Source organism: Stenotrophomonas sp. MMGLT7 (assembly GCF_021168555.1).
Lineage (GTDB): Bacteria > Pseudomonadota > Gammaproteobacteria > Xanthomonadales > Xanthomonadaceae > MMGLT7.
Genome location: NZ_JAJOZS010000005.1, coordinates 13522 through 29564, shown reverse-complemented (window position 1 = coordinate 29564; position 16043 = coordinate 13522). Strand labels below are relative to the sequence as shown.

At 70.9% G+C, this 16043-nt stretch carries 14 protein-coding genes; 7 read left to right on the top strand and 7 right to left on the bottom strand.

The window, feature by feature from the left end:
• Positions 1 to 204 precede the first annotated feature (204 nt).
• The 5 genes from LRX76_RS08325 (at position 205) to LRX76_RS08305 (ending at position 5542) form a co-directional block, all read left to right on the top strand.
• Positions 205 to 684, top strand: coding sequence for a heavy metal-responsive transcriptional regulator (locus LRX76_RS08325; RefSeq protein ID WP_231804007.1), 480 nt, complete (start codon positions 205 to 207; stop codon positions 682 to 684).
• Complete coding sequence (locus tag LRX76_RS08320) at positions 681 to 3110, top strand: heavy metal translocating P-type ATPase (RefSeq protein ID WP_231804005.1); 2430 nt, start codon at positions 681 to 683, stop codon at positions 3108 to 3110. Before LRX76_RS08325 ends, LRX76_RS08320 begins: the two co-directional genes overlap by 4 nt.
• Before the next feature lie 173 nt (positions 3111 to 3283).
• Entirely contained in the window at positions 3284 to 3496 is a 213-nt protein-coding gene (locus LRX76_RS08315; RefSeq protein WP_231804003.1) for a heavy-metal-associated domain-containing protein, read from the top strand.
• A gap of 126 nt (positions 3497 to 3622) precedes the next feature.
• Positions 3623 to 4735: a PLP-dependent cysteine synthase family protein gene (locus LRX76_RS08310; protein ID WP_231804001.1), complete on the top strand. Its 1113-nt coding sequence runs from the start codon at positions 3623 to 3625 to the stop codon at positions 4733 to 4735.
• A 72-nt stretch (positions 4736 to 4807) separates the two neighbouring features.
• On the top strand, positions 4808 to 5542 hold the full coding sequence (locus tag LRX76_RS08305) for an AAA family ATPase (RefSeq protein ID WP_231803999.1): 735 nt from the start codon (positions 4808 to 4810) through the stop codon (positions 5540 to 5542).
• A 178-nt stretch (positions 5543 to 5720) separates the two neighbouring features.
• Here LRX76_RS08305 and LRX76_RS08300 read toward each other — a convergent pair whose 3' ends face one another.
• Both LRX76_RS08300 and LRX76_RS08295 read right to left on the bottom strand, forming a co-directional pair.
• Positions 5721 to 7232 carry a YifB family Mg chelatase-like AAA ATPase gene (locus tag LRX76_RS08300; protein ID WP_231803997.1) on the bottom strand — a complete coding sequence of 504 codons (1512 nt, stop codon included), beginning with the start codon at positions 7230 to 7232 and terminating at the stop codon, positions 5721 to 5723.
• A gap of 13 nt (positions 7233 to 7245) precedes the next feature.
• A complete protein-coding gene (locus LRX76_RS08295) occupies positions 7246 to 7515 on the bottom strand; it encodes an accessory factor UbiK family protein (protein ID WP_231803995.1) in 270 nt (89 codons plus the stop codon).
• A 195-nt stretch (positions 7516 to 7710) separates the two neighbouring features.
• Between LRX76_RS08295 and LRX76_RS08290 the strand changes: the two genes are divergently transcribed.
• Complete coding sequence (locus LRX76_RS08290) at positions 7711 to 8049, top strand: P-II family nitrogen regulator (protein WP_231803993.1); 339 nt, start codon at positions 7711 to 7713, stop codon at positions 8047 to 8049.
• 24 nt (positions 8050 to 8073) lie between these two features.
• On the opposite strand, the gene LRX76_RS08285 is transcribed toward LRX76_RS08290, so the two are convergent.
• Positions 8074 to 8763: an RIO1 family regulatory kinase/ATPase gene (locus tag LRX76_RS08285; RefSeq protein WP_231803991.1), complete on the bottom strand. Its 690-nt coding sequence runs from the start codon at positions 8761 to 8763 to the stop codon at positions 8074 to 8076.
• A 442-nt stretch (positions 8764 to 9205) separates the two neighbouring features.
• Positions 9206 to 10072 (bottom strand): polyamine aminopropyltransferase, encoded by an 867-nt coding sequence (gene speE / locus LRX76_RS08280; RefSeq protein WP_231803989.1) that lies wholly within the window; start codon positions 10070 to 10072, stop codon positions 9206 to 9208.
• A gap of 240 nt (positions 10073 to 10312) precedes the next feature.
• Between speE and speA the strand changes: the two genes are divergently transcribed.
• Positions 10313 to 12208, top strand: a complete 1896-nt coding sequence (gene speA / locus LRX76_RS08275; protein ID WP_231803987.1) for an arginine decarboxylase — start codon at positions 10313 to 10315, stop codon at positions 12206 to 12208.
• 132 nt (positions 12209 to 12340) lie between these two features.
• Here the strand turns inward: speA and LRX76_RS08270 are convergent, their stop codons facing one another.
• The 3 genes from LRX76_RS08270 to argS all read right to left on the bottom strand — a co-directional run bounded on the left by LRX76_RS08270 (position 12341) and on the right by argS (position 15940).
• Positions 12341 to 13096, bottom strand: coding sequence for an SDR family NAD(P)-dependent oxidoreductase (locus tag LRX76_RS08270; protein WP_231803985.1), 756 nt, complete (start codon positions 13094 to 13096; stop codon positions 12341 to 12343).
• A 292-nt stretch (positions 13097 to 13388) separates the two neighbouring features.
• Positions 13389 to 14237: an SPOR domain-containing protein gene (locus LRX76_RS08265; protein ID WP_231803983.1), complete on the bottom strand. Its 849-nt coding sequence runs from the start codon at positions 14235 to 14237 to the stop codon at positions 13389 to 13391.
• A 14-nt stretch (positions 14238 to 14251) separates the two neighbouring features.
• A complete protein-coding gene (gene argS / locus LRX76_RS08260; RefSeq protein ID WP_231803981.1) occupies positions 14252 to 15940 on the bottom strand; it encodes an arginine--tRNA ligase in 1689 nt (562 codons plus the stop codon).
• Positions 15941 to 16043: the final 103 nt, after the last annotated feature.

Genomic DNA, 16043 nt, shown 5'->3' with positions numbered 1-16043 from the left:
GGCCGCGGCTGGCAACTGTCCGGCGTGGGCCGGAATGGCCCCCGGCGAACCCCGGAGTCGCCCCCACCGGGTGCATGACGGGTCGCGCAAGCCGTTGCCGCACGATGAACCGGGCAAATGACGGATGTTTACTGAACGGAATATTGCGATACGACAGGATTCGATTGACCCTGGACCCGTGTCCAGAATCTACGATCGTTGCCCATGAGCCCCGCCCGCGCCAGCTCCCGCTTCACCATCGGTGCCCTCGCCCGGCAGAGCGAGGTCGCCATCGACACCATCCGCTACTACGAGCGCGAGGGCCTGCTGCCGCTGCCGCAGCGGCGGGCGTCGGGCTATCGCGAGTACGACGCCCGCGCCGTGGAGCGGGTGCGCTTCATCCGCCGCGCCAAGGGGCTGGGGTTCTCGCTGCGGGAGATCGGCGACCTGCTGGAACTGCAGGGCGATCGCGAACATGGCGTGGAAGGCATCAAGCAACGCGCCGGCAAGCGCCTGGACGAGCTCGACCGGCGCATCGCGCGGCTGACCGAGACGCGTGACGCACTGGCACGGCTGGTGGACGAGTGCCCGGGCGGCGGCGAGCCGGAGTGCTGCCCGATCCTGGCCGACATCCAGGGCGAGCCCGTGTCGCCGCCGGCGATGCGTTGCGGCAAGCACGCTCCCGCAGGCGAACGGGATCGATGAGCCGGACCACCTCCACCATCCTGAGCCTCCCGGTCCGCGGCATGACCTGCGCGGCCTGCGCGACCACCATCGAGAAGGTGCTCAACCGCTTTCCCGGGGTGAAGGCACAGGTCAACTTCGCCAGCGAGCGCGTGCGCCTGGAATACGACAGCACCCGGGTCGAGCCCGAGGCGCTGGTGGCGAGCATCGGCAAGGCCGGCTTCTCGGTGCCGCCGGAAACGCTGGCGCTGGACATCACCGGCATGAGCTGCGCGGCGTGCGCGGCCGCCATCGAGGGCGTGCTGGCCAGGACCCCGGGGGTGATCGCCGGCAACGTCAACTTCGCCTCGGCCAAGGCGCGGGTGCAGTACACCCCCGGCGTGGTCGATGCGGGCGGGATCGTCAGGCGCATCGGCAAGGCCGGTTTCGGCGCCAGCGAAGTGCGCGAGATGGGCGAGGCCGAGATGGCCGCGCGCGAACAGGCCGAGCGCGGCGCCTGGCGCCGGCAGGTGCTGACGTTCGCCGCCTCGGTGGTGCTGACGGCGCCGCTGTTCGCGCAGATGTTCGCCATGTTCGACTTCGGCAGCCTCGGCCACCTGCTCGGCGGCCACCATGCCGACCTGCTGCCGCGCTGGCTGCAGATGCTGCTGGCCACGCCGGTGCAGTTCTGGATCGGCGCGCGCTTCTACACGGCCGCGTTCAAGTCGCTGCGCTCGGGCACCGCCAACATGGACGTGCTGGTCGCGCTCGGCACCAGCATGGCCTGGCTGTACAGCGCGGTGGTCACCGTGTCCGGGCTGGACGGCCAGCACGTCTACTTCGAGGCCAGCGCCTCGATCATCACCCTGATCCTGCTCGGGCGGCTGCTGGAGGCGCGCGCCAGGCGCAACACCTCCTCGGCCATCCGCGCGCTGCTCGACCTCAAGCCGCGGACCGCCAAGGTCGAGCGCGACGGCCGCATCGTCGAGGTCGATGCCGGCAGCCTGGTGGTCGGCGACATCTTCGTGGTCGCCGCCGGCGAGCGCGTGCCGGTGGACGGCGAGGTCATCGCCGGCACGTCCAGCGTGGACGAGGCGATGCTGTCGGGCGAGTCGATGCCGGTGGGCAAGGAGCCGGGCAGCACGCTGTTCGCCGCCACCGTCAACCAGTTCGGCATGCTGCGTGCGCGCGCCACCGGCGTCGGTGCCGACACCCTGCTGGCGCAGATCATCCGCATGGTCGACGAGGCGCAGGGCTCCAAGGCGCCGATCCAGCACCTGGTGGACAGGATCGCCGGCATCTTCGTGCCGGTGGTGGTGGCCATCGCCATGCTCACCCTGGCCGTCACCTGGATGGTCACCGGCACCTTCGCCACCGCGCTGGTGCATGCGGTGGCGGTGCTGGTGATCGCCTGCCCGTGCGCGCTGGGCCTGGCCACGCCGACCGCGATCATGGTCGGCACCGGCATGGGCGCCAGGGCCGGCATCCTGATCCGCAACGCCGAGGTGCTCGAGCGCGCCCGTGCGCTGAAGACGCTGGTGGTGGACAAGACCGGCACCCTGACCCAGGGGCGCCCGGAAGTGACCGAGGTGATCGTGCCGGCCGGCGTCGACGGCAGCGAACTGCTGCGCTGGGCCGCGGCGCTGGAAGCCGGTTCCGAGCACCCGCTGGCGCGCGCGATCCAGAAGAAGGCCGAGGCCCTGCAGGCGCCCGCGGTCGAGGATTTCGACACCGTGCCGGGCAAGGGCGTGCGCGGCCGCGTCGAAGGCCGCCAGGCTGCGCTCGGCTCGCCGGCGTGGATGGTCGAGCTGACCGGCCCCCTGTCCGACGCCGGCCTTCGGCAGCGTGCCGAGGCCGCCCAGGCCAGGGGCCAGACCGTGGTCGGCGTGGCACTGGACGGCACGGTGGCCGGCTACATCGCCATCGCCGACCCGCTGCGCGAGACCTCGCGCGAGGCGGTGGCCCGGCTCAAGGCGCTGGGCATCGAGGTGGTGATGATGACCGGCGACAACCGCCACACCGCCAGGGCCATCGCCGACCAGGTCGGCATTACCCGCTTCGCCGCCGAGGTGCTGCCGCAGGACAAGGCCGGCGAAGTGCAGCGCCTGCAGCAGCTGGGTGGCGGCCATGTCGGCATGGTCGGCGACGGCATCAACGACGCCCCGGCGCTGGCCGCGGCCGACGTCAGCTTCGCCGTCGGCGCCGGCTCGGACATCGCGGTGGAGGCGGCCGACGTGGTGCTGGTCAAGGGCGACCTGCGCGGCGTGGCCACCGCCATCGACCTGTCCGGCGCCACCGTGCGCAAGATCCGCCAGAACCTGTTCTTCGCCTTCTTCTACAACGTGCTCGGCATCCCGCTGGCGGCCTTCGGCCTGCTCAACCCGGTGGTCGCCGGCGCGGCGATGGCGATGAGTTCGATCTCGGTGGTCGGCAACTCGCTGCTGCTGGGCCGCTGGCGCGCGCGATGATCTTTGCCACGGGCCGCCGTCGATCGAGCGTGCGAGCCATGGTCCGGGCAAGGCCGCAGGCCGCACCCGTAGCGACCCTCGCAGCCAGGCTTGGCTGTGCCGGGTGCGCGGGTGGCACGATGATCTCTTTCCCGCAGCGGCCTATTCACACTTCCAACCTTGGGAAAACAACGATGAGCAACATCGAACTGAAAGTCGACGGCATGACCTGCAGCGGCTGCTCGGGCCGCCTCAAGCGCGTGCTCGAGGGCACCGACGGCGTCACCTCCACCGACATCGTGCTGGAAACCGGGCAGGTCAGCGTCGGCTACGACGCAGCCGGCACCGACGTCGAGGCGATCAAGGAGGTGATCGCCGATGCCGGCTTCACGGTGGTGGATGCCTGAGCGGGGGCGGCGTGCCGTCGCCGTAGCGGCAGGATCGGGACGCCATCACGGCCGCACGCGGCCTGTCCGCCGTCACGGCAGGTGTATCGTGGGCGCGTTTTTCCCGCCTGACCCGACCGCACCGACATGACCCATCGCGACTGGGTGGCCCAGGCCATCCGCAAGATCGAGGCCGACTTCAACCGCTCGGCCGATACCCACCTGATCCCGCTGTCGCTGCCCGGCTTCCCCGGCATCGACATCTACCTCAAGGACGAGTCCAGCCACCCCACCGGCAGCCTCAAGCACCGGCTGGCGCGCTCGCTGTTCCTGTACGCGCTGGCCAACGGCTGGCTGCGCGAGGGCGCGCCGGTGATCGAGGCCTCCAGCGGCTCGACCGCGGTGTCGGAGGCCTACTTCGCCCGCCTGCTGGGGCTGCCGTTCGTGGCGGTGATCCCGGCCTCGACCTCGCCGGAGAAGATCGCCGCCATCGAGTTCCAGGGCGGGCGCTGCCAGCTGGTCGAGCGCGCCTGCGACCTGGACGGCGCCTCGCACCGGCTCGCGCGCGAGACCGGCGGCCACTTCATGGACCAGTTCACCTACGCCGAGCGCGCCACCGACTGGCGCGCCAACAACAACATCGCCGAGTCGATCTTCAAGCAGATGGCGCTGGAACCGCACCCGGTGCCGGAGTGGATCGTCTGCAGCCCCGGCACCGGCGGCACCGCGGCCACCCTGGGGCGCTACGTGCGCTACCGCTGCCACGACACCCGCATCCTGTGCGCGGACCCGGAGGTGTCGGTGTTCTTCGATGGCTACCGCGAAGCGCTGGCCGGCCGGCCCTGGCGCGACATCGCCAGCACCGGCGGCTCGCGGGTGGAGGGCATCGGCCGGCCGCGGGTGGAGCCGAGCTTCATCCCCAGCTGCGTGGACGCGATGGTCAAGGTGCCCGACGCGCTGAGCCTGGCGGCGATGCGCCACGTCAGCGCCACCCTGGGCCGCCGCGTGGGCGGTTCAACCGGCACCAACTTCGTCGGCGTGCTGGCCGCCGCGCAGCGCATGCGCGCGGCCGGGCGCGGCGGTTCGATCGTGACCATCCTGTGCGACTCGGGCGAGCGCTACGCCCACAGCTACTACGACCGGGCCTGGTACCCGGCGCACGGCATCGACACCGTGCAGGCCGATGCCGCCATCGCCGCGGCGGTGGCCGGCGGCACGCTGCCGGCGCTGGACTGCGTGGAGCTGGCCGGCGGCGGTTGATCCGGGAGCTGCCGCACCCTGAGCGACGATACTGGCGGGCGACGGCCATCGCGCGGGCGGAAGGAGGCGAACATGCTGGGCGAAGCCAAGCCCTACCTCAGGCGGGCGGAGTTGAAGCTGCCGGCCGATGCGGACCTGGGCCGCCATCCGCTGGACATTGCCGCCGTGCGTGCGCTGGACGGGATCGACTTCCATGCGGACGTGACCTTCTTCGTCGGCGAGAACGGCTCGGGCAAGTCGACCGTGCTCGAGGCGCTGGCCGTCGCGCTAGGCCACGGCGCCGAGGGCGGCACCCGCAACGTGCGCCTGGCCACCACCGAGTCGGTGTCCGGCCTGGGCAGGATGCTGCGCCTGGTGCGCAGCTGGCGCGCTCCGCGCGACCACTACTTCCTGCGCGCGGAGACCTTCTTCAACGTGGCCACGTACATGGACGAGGTGCGCTACCTGGGCGGCTACGGCCATCGCTCGCTGCATGCGCGCTCGCATGGCGAGGCGTTCATGGCGGTGCTGCTGCACAAGCTCAAGGGCGACGGACTGTACCTGTTCGACGAGCCCGAGGCTGCGCTGTCGCCCAGCCGGCAGCTGGCGGCGCTGTCGGCGATCCATGGCCTGGTCCGCCAGGGATCGCAGTTCATCATCGCCACCCATTCGCCGATCCTGCTCGCCTACCCGAATGCGCGGATCCTGAAGTTCGACGAGAACGGCATCGCCGAAGTGGCCTACGAGCAGACCGAGCACTACGCGCTGACGCGGGATTTCCTCAATCACCATGCCGCCCGCGTGAAGCGCCTGCTGGACGACCCGTGAGCGCCGGCGGGAGAGCGCAGCTGCCTTCGGCCACGGTGCCGCCGACACCATCGGCGGCGACAAGGACGGCATCCGCTGCGCCGGTATCGCGTAGAGGATTCCCCTCCCGTGGCGCCGCAGCAGGGTTCGGACTTGAACGGCGCGTCGTTCCGGCAGGGGGCCGCGTCGATGCCGGGGCTCAGCCCTGGCCACCGTCGCCGGCTTCCATCCGCCGGTAGCCGATCGCCTCGGTCAGGTGCGGCGTGCCGATGTCGGCATCGCCGGCCAGGTCGGCGATGCTGCGCGCCACCCGCAGGATGCGGTGCATCGAGCGCGCCGACAGCCGCAGTTGCTCGATCGCGCGCTCCAGCAGGGCCTGGTCGCGCTCGTGCAGGCGGCAGTGGCGTTCGGTCTCGGCCTGTCCCAGCCGCGCGTTCGGCTTGCCGGCGCGGGCCAGCTGGCGTTCGCGCGCCTGCTCGACGCGGCGGCGGATGGTGGCCGAGTCCTCGCCCGCGGGCGCCTGCGGGCGCAGCTCCTGCGGCGACAGCCGCGGCACTTCCACGTGCAGGTCGATGCGCTCCAGCAGCGGCCCGGAGATCCGCGCGCGGTAGCGGCGCACGATGTCCGGCGAACAGCGGCAGCGCCCGCTGGCGTCGCCGGCCCAGCCGCACGGGCACGGGTTCATCGCCGCCACCAGCTGGAAGCGCGCCGGGAAATCGGTGCTGCGCGCCGCCCGCGATACCGTCACCGTGCCCGATTCCAGGGGCTCGCGCAGCACCTCCAGCGCATGCCGGCTCCACTCGGGCAACTCGTCCAGGAACAGCACGCCGTTGTGCGCCAGCGAGATCTCGCCCGGCCGCGGATGGGTGCCGCCGCCGACCAGCGCCACCGCGCTGGCGGTGTGGTGCGGCGCGCGGTACGGACGCTGGCGCCAGCGCGCCGGGTCCAGCCCGCGGCCGCTGACCGAGGCGATCGCCGCCGTTTCCAGTGCCTCGGCCTGGCTGGCCTCGGGCAGGATGCCGGGCAGGCGCGAGGCCAGCAGGGTCTTGCCGCAGCCGGGGCTGCCCACGAACAGCAGGTGATGGGCGCCGGCGGCGGCGACCTCCAGCGCGCGCCGCGCCCGCGCCTGCCCGCGCACGTCGGCCATGTCGGCGAACACGCCGGGCAGCTGCGGCAACGCCTGCGCCGCCGGCAGGGCCTTGCTGCCGTTCAGCGCCGCACACACCTCCAGCAGCGTGCGCGCGGCCTGCGCATCGACCTGCTGCGCCAGCGCGGCCTCGGCGGCATTGCCGGCGGGCACGACCAGGCGGCGCCCGGCCCGGGCCGCGGCGATCGCCGCCGGCAGCACGCCATCGATCGCCCGCAGCTCGCCGGTCAGCGCCAGTTCGCCGAGGAACTCCCAGCCGTCCAGTGCCTGCCGGTCGATCTGCCCGCTGGCGGCGAGGATGCCCAGCGCGATCGGCAGGTCGAAGCGGCCGCCCTCCTTGGGCAGGTCGGCCGGTGCCAGGTTGATGGTGATGCGCCGCGCCGGGAACTCGTACTGCGCGCACAGGATCGCCGCGCGCACGCGGTCGCGCGACTCGCGCACCGCGGCCTCGGGCAGGCCGACGATCTGCGTGGCCGGCAGGCCGCCGGACAGGTGGACCTCCACCCGCACCGGCGGCGCATGCACGCCCGTGCGGGCGCGGCTGTGCACCAGCGCCAGGCTCATGGCTGGAGGGGGATCAGGCCTGCGGGGGCGTGTCGCCGGCGGCCGGGCGCGCTTCCAGCGCGGCGACCGCCTTCTCCAGCGCCTCGAGCTTCTCGCGCGTGCGCAGCAGCACCGCGCGCTGCACCTCGAATTCCTCGCGCGTGACCAGGTCAAGCTTGCCCAGCCCGGCCTGCAGCGCGCCCTTGAAGGCGCTCTGCAGTTCCTCGCGCGATTCGCGCAGGCCCGGAGGGAGCAGGTCGCCGAGGCGGCGGGCGAGGTCGTCGATGTGGTTGAGGTCGATCATGCTGGAATCTCTGCTGGGTTCGCCACCAGCCTATGCCGGGCGGTGCGGCATGGCCATCGGGATTGCGAAAGGCCGTGCGTAAGGATAGTCCGAATGGCTCGATATGCCGCGGGCGGAGCTGCTCATGCCGCAGTGCACATCCACTCGCGGCGATCGCCACGCTATCCTGCCGGCCGCTCCACAGGGAACCGACCGATGAAGATGATCGTGGCCATCGTCAAGCCGTTCAAGCTCGACGACGTACGCGAGGCGCTCGCCGCGCTTGGCCTGACCGGCATCACCGTCACCGAGGTGAAGGGCTTCGGCCGGCAGAAGGGCCATACCGAACTCTATCGCGGCGCCGAGTACGTGGTCGATTTCCTGCCGAAGGTGAAGATCGAGGTCGCCGTCGCCGACGATCGGGTCGAGACCGTGGTGGAGGCGATCATCGCCTCGGCCAACACCGGCAAGATCGGCGATGGCAAGGTCTTCGTCCACGACCTGGGCGGCGTGGTGCGCATCCGCACCGGCGAGCTGGGGGCCGATGCGCTGTGAGCCGCCGCGCCGCCGCCGGCGGCGTCAGCGCCCACCCTTGAGGCTGCGGTAGCACTGCTTCCAGGCCTGGCGCAGCCGGCGGATCCACGCCGGTTCGGCGGCCAGCCGGGCCTGTTCGGGAGTGGGGGCGAGGCCGGTGAGGCGCTGGCGCAGCTTGAGCAGGTTGGCGCGGTCGCCGCGTCGCAACTGGCGGGCGATGAGGCTGTTGCGCAGCCAGCGCGGGGCCTGCCAGGCGGCGGTGAAGTCGATCAGCACCGGCACCCCGGCGCTGACCAGGACGTTGGTGCCGTGCAGGTCGTTGTGGGTGATGCCGGCCGAGTGCAGCTTGTTCAGCGCCGCCTGCAGCTGGTCGAAGACCTCGCGGCCCACGTAGCTGGCGCTGTCGCTGAGGGTGTCGCCGGGGATGAACTCCATGCCCAGCGCCAGCCCGCCCAGCGTGCCCAGCAGCGCCGGCGCATGGCGCCAGCCGCCGAGCCGCTGCAGCATGCGCGCCTCGCGGCGCACCAGCAGCCGCGCCACCAGCGACAGCGGCGTGTGGCGGTAGCGGGTGTAGTCCTTGACCACTGCGGCGCGGCCATGCAGGCAGGTGCGGTAGACATCCGGCTCCAGCAGGCGCTGGCCGCGCTTGAGCAGTTCGGTGGGGACGACGGCGGCAGCGGTGGAGGGCGCAGAAGCGGGGGCCCCGGTCGATGCCGGGCAAGGACACCTGTTCATGTCGGAAGCGGTTCGTTGCAAGGGGTGATGGGGCGTGTGACAGAATTCTTTCACGTGAACTGGCCAGTTCACTTATTGAATTCTACTCGCGCCTTGCGGTTTTCCACGCGCCGGACGCGGGTTTCCGGCCGAAAGGATCGTTCCACCGGTGGCGATATCGCCGCGCCATCGCAATTGCCACGCGCAGACGCAGACACCCGCCGGAAAGGCGGGTGTCTGCAATGCGGCATCCTCGCTGCCACTGCCTGTCTCTTCCTCAAGCAGCAACAGGCAAGTTCCCTTCTCCCGCTTGCGGGGGGAAGGTGGCGCGCAGCGCCGGATGGGGGCGCTTGTGCGGTGGCTTTCCCATGCTCCAGGCAGCCCCCATCCGCCCTTCGGGCACCTTCCCCCGCAAGCGGGAGAAGGGAACTTCGTATACAGGCGCCGCCGGAGTGGAAAGCTCCTACTCTCCCAGCGCGCGGGCCACGAACGGCGGCGCGACCAGCACGCCCTCGTGCAGGTGGGCGCTGTAGTACAGCGTGTCGAAGCCCTTGGCCTGCGCATCGGCCTTGCGGAACCCGAAGCCGCCGTGCTCGCCGCCGGCATGCTTGCGCGCCAGGGTCACGCTCCACCAGCCGGTGGGATAGCACGGCTGCGGGAACGGCAGGGTCTTGAACGCGGCGAAACCGGCCTTGCCCATCTCCGCGCGCATTTCCTTGATCAGCTCCAGCAGCGCCAGCGGCGACTCGGACTGCTGCACCAGGATGCCGTCGTCCTTCAGCGCGCGGAAGCAGCTGTCGTAGAAGGCCTTGTTGAACAGGCCCTCGGCCGGACCCACCGGATCGGTCGAGTCGACGATGACGATGTCCACGCTGCCGGCCGGGCAGTTGGCCATGTAGGCCACGCCGTCGTCGAACAGCAGCTCGGCGCGCGGATCGCCATTGGATTCGCACAGCTCGGGGAAGTACTTCTCCGACATCCGCGTGACCTGCTCGTCGATGTCGCACTGGGTGGCGCTGGCCACGCCCGGGTGCTTGAGCACCTCGCGCAGGGTGCCGCAGTCGCCGCCGCCGATGATCACCACGCGCTTGGGATCGGCATGGGTGAACAGCGCCGGGTGGCTGATCATCTCGTGGTAGAAGAAGTTGTCGCGGCTGGTCAGCATGATCGCGCCGTCGATCAGCATCAGCCTGCCCCAGTCGGTGGTGTCGTGGATCTCGATCTTCTGGAACGGCGACTGCACCTCGTCCAGCTTGCCGGTGGTGCGGAAGCCGATCGCCGAACCGGTCGGCTGGAAGTGTTCGATGTACCAGGTGTCGTTGGCGGTCATGGGGATTCCTGAGTGGGCGGGCTGTTCCCTTCTCCCACCGGGAGAAGGTGCCCCGAAGGGGCGGATGAGGGTACGGGCGAAGCCTCGTGTAGCCAGGCATCGCGAGGGCTTCGCCCCGTACCCTCACCCCAACCCCTCTCCCGGTGGGAGAGGGGCTCGAATGCGGCGCGGATTGTAACGGACCCTCTGCCGCGCCGGCGTTACAATCGCCGGCCTTTTCCCGATGCCGAGCCCTTCCGAATGAGCGATTGGTCCGCCGACCAGGCCCGCAAGACCTATTCGATCCCCCACTGGGCCGACGGGTTCTTCGACGTGGACGCCGCCGGCCGCGTGACGGTGCGCCCGCGCGGCGCCGCCGGCCCGGTCATCGCCCTGCCCGAGGTGGTGGACGCCGCGCGCGCGGCCGGCGCCAAGCTGCCGCTGCTGCTGCGCTTTCCCGACATCCTCGGCCAGCGCCTGGGCAAGCTGCAGGCCGCCTTCGCCCAGGCCCAGGCCGACTGGGACTACCGCGGCGGCTACACCGCGGTGTATCCGATCAAGGTCAACCAGCACCACGGCGTCGCCGGCACGCTGGCTTCGCACGCCGGCGAGGGTTTCGGCCTGGAGGCCGGCAGCAAGCCCGAGCTGATGGCGGTGCTGGCGCTGTCGCGGCCCGCCGGGCTGATCGTGTGCAACGGCTACAAGGACCGCGAGTACATCCGCCTGGCGCTGATCGGGCGCAAGCTCGGCCTGCAGACCTTCATCGTCATCGAGAAGCCGTCCGAGCTGGGCCTGGTGATGGAGGAGTCGCGCAGGCTCGGCGTGCGCCCCGGCCTGGGCGTGCGCATGCGCCTGGCCTCGCTGGGCGCCGGCAAGTGGCAGAACAGCGGCGGCGACAAGGCCAAGTTCGGGCTCTCGCCGCGGCAACTGCTGGACCTGTGGAAGCAGATCCGCGACACCGAGTTCGCCGACACCCTGAACCTGCTGCACTTCCACATGGGCTCGCAGATCTCCAACGTGCGCGACATCGCCAACGGCATGCGCGAGGCCACCCGCTACTTCGTCGAGCTGTCGCAGCTCGGCGCGAGGATCAGCCACGTCGACGTCGGCGGCGGCCTGGGCATCGACTACGAAGGCACCCGCTCGCGCAGCTACTGCTCGATCAACTACGGCCTGGACGCCTACGCCAGCAACATCCTGCAGCCGCTGGCCAGCGCCTGCGAGGAGCACGGCCTGGCGCAGCCGCGCATCGTCACCGAGTGCGGCCGCGCCATGACCGCGCACCACGCGGTGCTGATCGCCAACGTCAGCGAAGTGGAGCAGGCGCCCGAGGGCCGCGTGCCCGACGCCCACGACGACGAGCCGCCGGCGATCCGCCACCTGCGCGAGATCCATGCCGAGCTGGACGTGCGCCCGGCGGTCGAGCTGTTCCAGGAGGCCCAGCACTTCCATGCCGAGGGCCTGAGCGCCTATGCGCTGGGGCAGATCGACCTGGCCCAGCGCGCGCGCATCGACGACCTGTTCTACGCCATCGCCCACGGCGTGCGTGCGCGCCTGAGCAGCGAGGAGAAAAGCCACCGGCCGATCCTGGACGAGCTCAACGAGCGCCTGGTGGACAAGTACTTCGTCAACTTCAGCGTGTTCGAGTCGATCCCGGACGTGTGGGCGATCGACCAGGTGTTCCCGATCCTGCCGATCGAGCGCCTGGACGAGGCGCCGACCCGCCGCGGCGTGATCTGCGACATGACCTGCGACTCGGACGGCATGGTCAAGACCTACGTCGAGAACGAGAGCCTGGACAGCTCGCTGCCGCTGCACGAACTGAAGGGTGGCGAGAGCTATCGCATCGGCTTCTTCCTGGTCGGTGCCTACCAGGAGATCCTGGGCGATATCCACAACCTGTTCGGCGACACCGACGCGGTCGAGGTCACCGCCACCGGCGACGGCTACCGCATCGCCCAGCAGCGCCGCGGCGATACCACCGACGTGATGCTGGACTACGTCGGCTACCGCCTCGACGAACTGCGCGCCACCTACGCCGCGCGCATTGCCGCCGCGCGGCTGCCGGCCGACGAGGCGCAGCGCCTGGGCGAGGCGCTGGAGGCGGGGCTCACCGGCTACACCTACCTGTCCGACGAACCGCTGCCGCACGACTGAGCCGTCGCCACGGGAACGGCGCAGAGCAATCCGTAGGAGCGACCGTAGGAGCGACTTCAGTCGCGATGGGGCTCTACCGGAAAAGCCCCATCGCGACTGAAGTCGCTCCTACGGAAGATCATGGACAGGCTCTCAGGCCGGCTCGCGCGCGACCTGGAAGCCGGCGAAGGACTGGCTCACCGGCATCAGTTCGAGGCGGTTGATGTTCAGGTGCGGCGGCAGTGTCGCCACCCAGAAGATCGTCTCGGCGATGTCCTCGGAGGTCATCGGGTGCGAGCCGGCATACAGCTTGTCCGAGGCCGCCTGGTCGCCGTCGGTGCGCACCAGGGTGAACTCGGTCTCGGCCATGCCCGGCTCGATCGAGGTCACGCGCACGCCGGTGCCGGCCAGGTCCGAGCGCAGGCCGAGCGAGAACTGCTTCACGAACGCCTTGGTGCCGCCGTAGACGTTGCCGCCGGTGTAGGGATAGGTGGAGGCGACCGAGCTCATGTTGATGATCGCGCCGCGGCGCTCGATCAGCGTCGGCAACAGGTGCCGGGTCAGCGTCACCAGCGCGGTGACGTTGGTGTCGATCATGGTCTGCCACTGCTCCAGGCTGGCCTGCTGCGCCGGCGCGGTGCCCAGCGCCAGGCCGGCGTTGTTGAGCAGCAGGTCGATGCCGGCGAAGCCCTCGGGCAGCGCCGCCAGCGCCTTGCCCATCGCCTCCGCATCGCGGATGTCGAACGCGGCGGCGTGGACCCGGTCCGCGCCGAATTCGTCCACCAGCGGCTGCAGCCTCTCGGCACGGCGGCCGGTGGCGACGACTTTCCAGCCGGCAGCGGCGAAACGGCGCGCGGCGGCGGCACCGAAACCGGAGGTGGCACCGGTGATGAGGACGGTCTGGGTCATGGGGAGTGGTTCCTGCAACAGAAAGATGGCCGATTTTCGCACCATCGCCCGCGCCTGCCGACCATGGCGCGTGCCATGCCGTCGCGGTCGCTGTCACGCATGGCCTTCTTTTGGACGGCTGCGATCCATTGAGGACACGAGCGCATGGAGGACACGGCCGCAGGCAAGGCCGGCATGGCCCGCCACGACCGGCTCCTGCAAGTGCGACGCGTCCGCCAGGTGTCCGACGCCGCCGTGAGGCCGGTCAGCGGTGCGATTCCGAATGGCCGGCCGCTGAGCCGTGCCCGCCGGGCTACTGCGCCTTGATCGCCATCGCCGGCAGGCCGCTGTTGGCCAGCTTCTGCTTGGCCTCGCTCAGCTCGGTGGCGCTGCCGTACGGCCCCATGCGCACCCGGTAGACCGTCTTGCCGCCGATCTCGGCCGATTCCACGCGCGCGGCCAGGCCGAGCATGGCGATCTTGGCCTTGGTGGTCTCGGCATCGCCCGAACCGCCGAACGAGCCGGCCTGGAGGATGTAGCGGGTGCCGTCGGTTGCCGCCGGCAGGGCCGCGGCGGCCGGGGCACTGGACGGGCTCGCGGAGGCGGTCGCGGTACCGGCCGGCGGCTCGGCGACCACCGGCCGCGGCGCCGGGCCGGCGGGCGTGCCGGCGGTCGGTGCTTCCGCCAGGGGCACCGGGTTGGCGGCCGCAGGAGTGGTCGTGCCGGCCGTGGCCGCCTGGGTCGCCATGGCGACGCTGCGCGGGTCGCGGTTCTCCAGCAGCGCGCGCGCCTTGCGCGCTTCCTCGGCGCGGGCGCTGGCGGCCAGTTCCGCATCGGACATGGCCACTTCCTTGCCCGGCAGCAGTGTGTAGAAGTCGTACTGGGTCGGGGCCTGGGCCGGCGCGTCGGGCGCCTTCGCCGTCGCCGCCGGGCGCGGCAGCTCGGCCGGGGCGTCGACCTCGGCATCGGCCACCGGCGCCGGCTGCGCGTCCGGGTTCGGGCGCGGACCGGCGCGCAGGAAGTCGCCGTCCTTCTTGAACAGGCCCGGGGCCGCCAGGAATACCGCCGCCGCGATCGCAGCGCCGGCCACCAGCCACACCCACCCGGGCGTGCCGTTGCCGCTGTTGCGTCGTGCCTGGCTCTTGCCGCGTCTTGCTGCCATCTACTGCTCTCCGATCACATCTTTTCCGGGGCGCCGACACCGAGCAGGTACAGGCCGTTGGCCAGTACCTGACGCGCCGCCACTGCCAGCGCCAGCTTGGCGTCGCGCTCGTCGGCGTCGTCCACCAGCACCGGTGTCCCGTGATACCACGTGTGGAAATCGTGCGCCAATTCACGCAGGTACTGCGCGACCAGGTGCGGCTCCAGCGACTGCCCGGCCGCCTCCACCACTTCCGGGTAGCGCGAGATCTCGGTCATCAGCGCCAGCGAGGCATCGTCGTCGAGCCGCTTCAGGCCCGCCACGCCGTGGTCCTGGTCGTACTTCAGGCCCTTTTCCTGCGCCTGCCGCAGCAGGCTGCACACGCGGGCGTGGGCGTACTGCACGTAGAACACCGGGTTGTCGTTGCTCTGCTGCCGGGCCAGGTCGATGTCGAAGGTCAGCTGCGAATCGGGCTTGCGCGCGATCAGGAACCAGCGCGTGGCGTCGCGCCCGGCCTCCTCGATCAGGTCGCGCAGGGTGACGTAGCTGCCGGCGCGCTTGGACAGCTTCACTTCCTCGCCGCCGCGCATCACCGTCACCATCTGGTGCAGTACGTACTCCGGCCAGCCCTTGGGGATGCCCAGGTCCATCGCCTGCAGGCCGGCGCGCACGCGTGCCAGCGAACCGTGGTGATCGGCGCCCAGCTCGGTGATGGCACGCTCGTAGCCGCGCTGCCACTTGCTCAGGTGGTAGGCCACGTCCGGCACGAAGTAGGTGTAGGTGCCGTCGGACTTGCGCATCACCCGGTCCTTGTCGTCGCCGAAGTCGGTGGACTTCAGCCACAGCGCGCCGCCTTCCTCGTAGGTGTGGCCGGAGGTGATCAGCCGCTGCACCGCCTCCTCGACCTTGCCGTCGCGGTACAGCGAGCTTTCCAGGAAGTAGATGTCGAAATCCACGCCGAACGCGGCCAGGTCGTGGTTCTGCTCGTTGCGCAGGTAGGCCACGGCGAAGCGGCGGATCGCTTCCAGGTCCTCGGGGTCGCGCGCGCCGACCACCAGGTGGCCTTCCAGGTCGACGGTGTCGCCGGCCAGGTAGGCGCGGGCCACGTCGGCGATGTATTCGCCGTTGTAGGCCGCTTCCGGCCAGTCGGCATCGCCCGGCTTGGAGCCGCGCGCGCGCGCCTGCACCGAGCGCGTCAGGTTCTCGATCTGCACGCCGGCGTCGTTGTAGTAGAACTCGCGCTTGACGTTCCAGCCGTTGGCGTCGAGCACGCGCGCCAGGCTGTCGCCGATCGCCGCGGCGCGGCCGTGGCCCACGTGCAGCGGGCCGGTCGGGTTGGCCGAGACGTACTCCACGCCGACGCCGCGGCCGTTGCCGGACAGGTTGCGGCCATAGTCGCGCTGCTCCTTGAGCACGCTGACGACCTCGCGCTGGTAGGCGGCGGGGGAGAGGTGGAAGTTGATGAAGCCGGGGCCGGCGATCTCCACGCGGGTGACCTCGCTGCTGACCGGCAGCGCCTCCACCAGCTGCTGCGCCAGCGCGCGCGGATTGCTGCGCGCGGCCCTGGCCAGCAGCATCGCGGCGTTGGTGGCGAAGTCGCCGTGCTCGCGGGTCTTGGGCCGTTCGACCACGTAGTCCGGCGGCAGGGTGTCGGCAGGCAGGGTGCCGTTGGCGCGCAAGGCTTCGATGCCTTGGCCGATCAGGGCGCGGAGTTGGGGTTTCACGTAGGAATCTGCTTGGAGCGCTAAACCGGTGATTTTAACCGACCCGGCCGGCTGCCGGCCTTCATCCGGTTCAGCTGGGAGCGCGGGCGGGGCCGCGTTGGCG

Coding starts and splice junctions, on each gene's coding strand:
- LRX76_RS08325 (WP_231804007.1), top strand. CDS start 205: ATGAGCCCCGCCCGCGCCAGCTCCCGCTTCACCATCGGTGCCCTCGCC.
- LRX76_RS08320 (WP_231804005.1), top strand. CDS start 681: ATGAGCCGGACCACCTCCACCATCCTGAGCCTCCCGGTCCGCGGCATG.
- LRX76_RS08315 (WP_231804003.1), top strand. CDS start 3,284: ATGAGCAACATCGAACTGAAAGTCGACGGCATGACCTGCAGCGGCTGC.
- LRX76_RS08310 (WP_231804001.1), top strand. CDS start 3,623: ATGACCCATCGCGACTGGGTGGCCCAGGCCATCCGCAAGATCGAGGCC.
- LRX76_RS08305 (WP_231803999.1), top strand. CDS start 4,808: ATGCTGGGCGAAGCCAAGCCCTACCTCAGGCGGGCGGAGTTGAAGCTG.
- LRX76_RS08300 (WP_231803997.1), bottom strand. CDS start 7,232: ATGAGCCTGGCGCTGGTGCACAGCCGCGCCCGCACGGGCGTGCATGCG.
- LRX76_RS08295 (WP_231803995.1), bottom strand. CDS start 7,515: ATGATCGACCTCAACCACATCGACGACCTCGCCCGCCGCCTCGGCGAC.
- LRX76_RS08290 (WP_231803993.1), top strand. CDS start 7,711: ATGAAGATGATCGTGGCCATCGTCAAGCCGTTCAAGCTCGACGACGTA.
- LRX76_RS08285 (WP_231803991.1), bottom strand. CDS start 8,763: ATGAACAGGTGTCCTTGCCCGGCATCGACCGGGGCCCCCGCTTCTGCG.
- speE (WP_231803989.1), bottom strand. CDS start 10,072: ATGACCGCCAACGACACCTGGTACATCGAACACTTCCAGCCGACCGGT.
- speA (WP_231803987.1), top strand. CDS start 10,313: ATGAGCGATTGGTCCGCCGACCAGGCCCGCAAGACCTATTCGATCCCC.
- LRX76_RS08270 (WP_231803985.1), bottom strand. CDS start 13,096: ATGACCCAGACCGTCCTCATCACCGGTGCCACCTCCGGTTTCGGTGCC.
- LRX76_RS08265 (WP_231803983.1), bottom strand. CDS start 14,237: ATGGCAGCAAGACGCGGCAAGAGCCAGGCACGACGCAACAGCGGCAAC.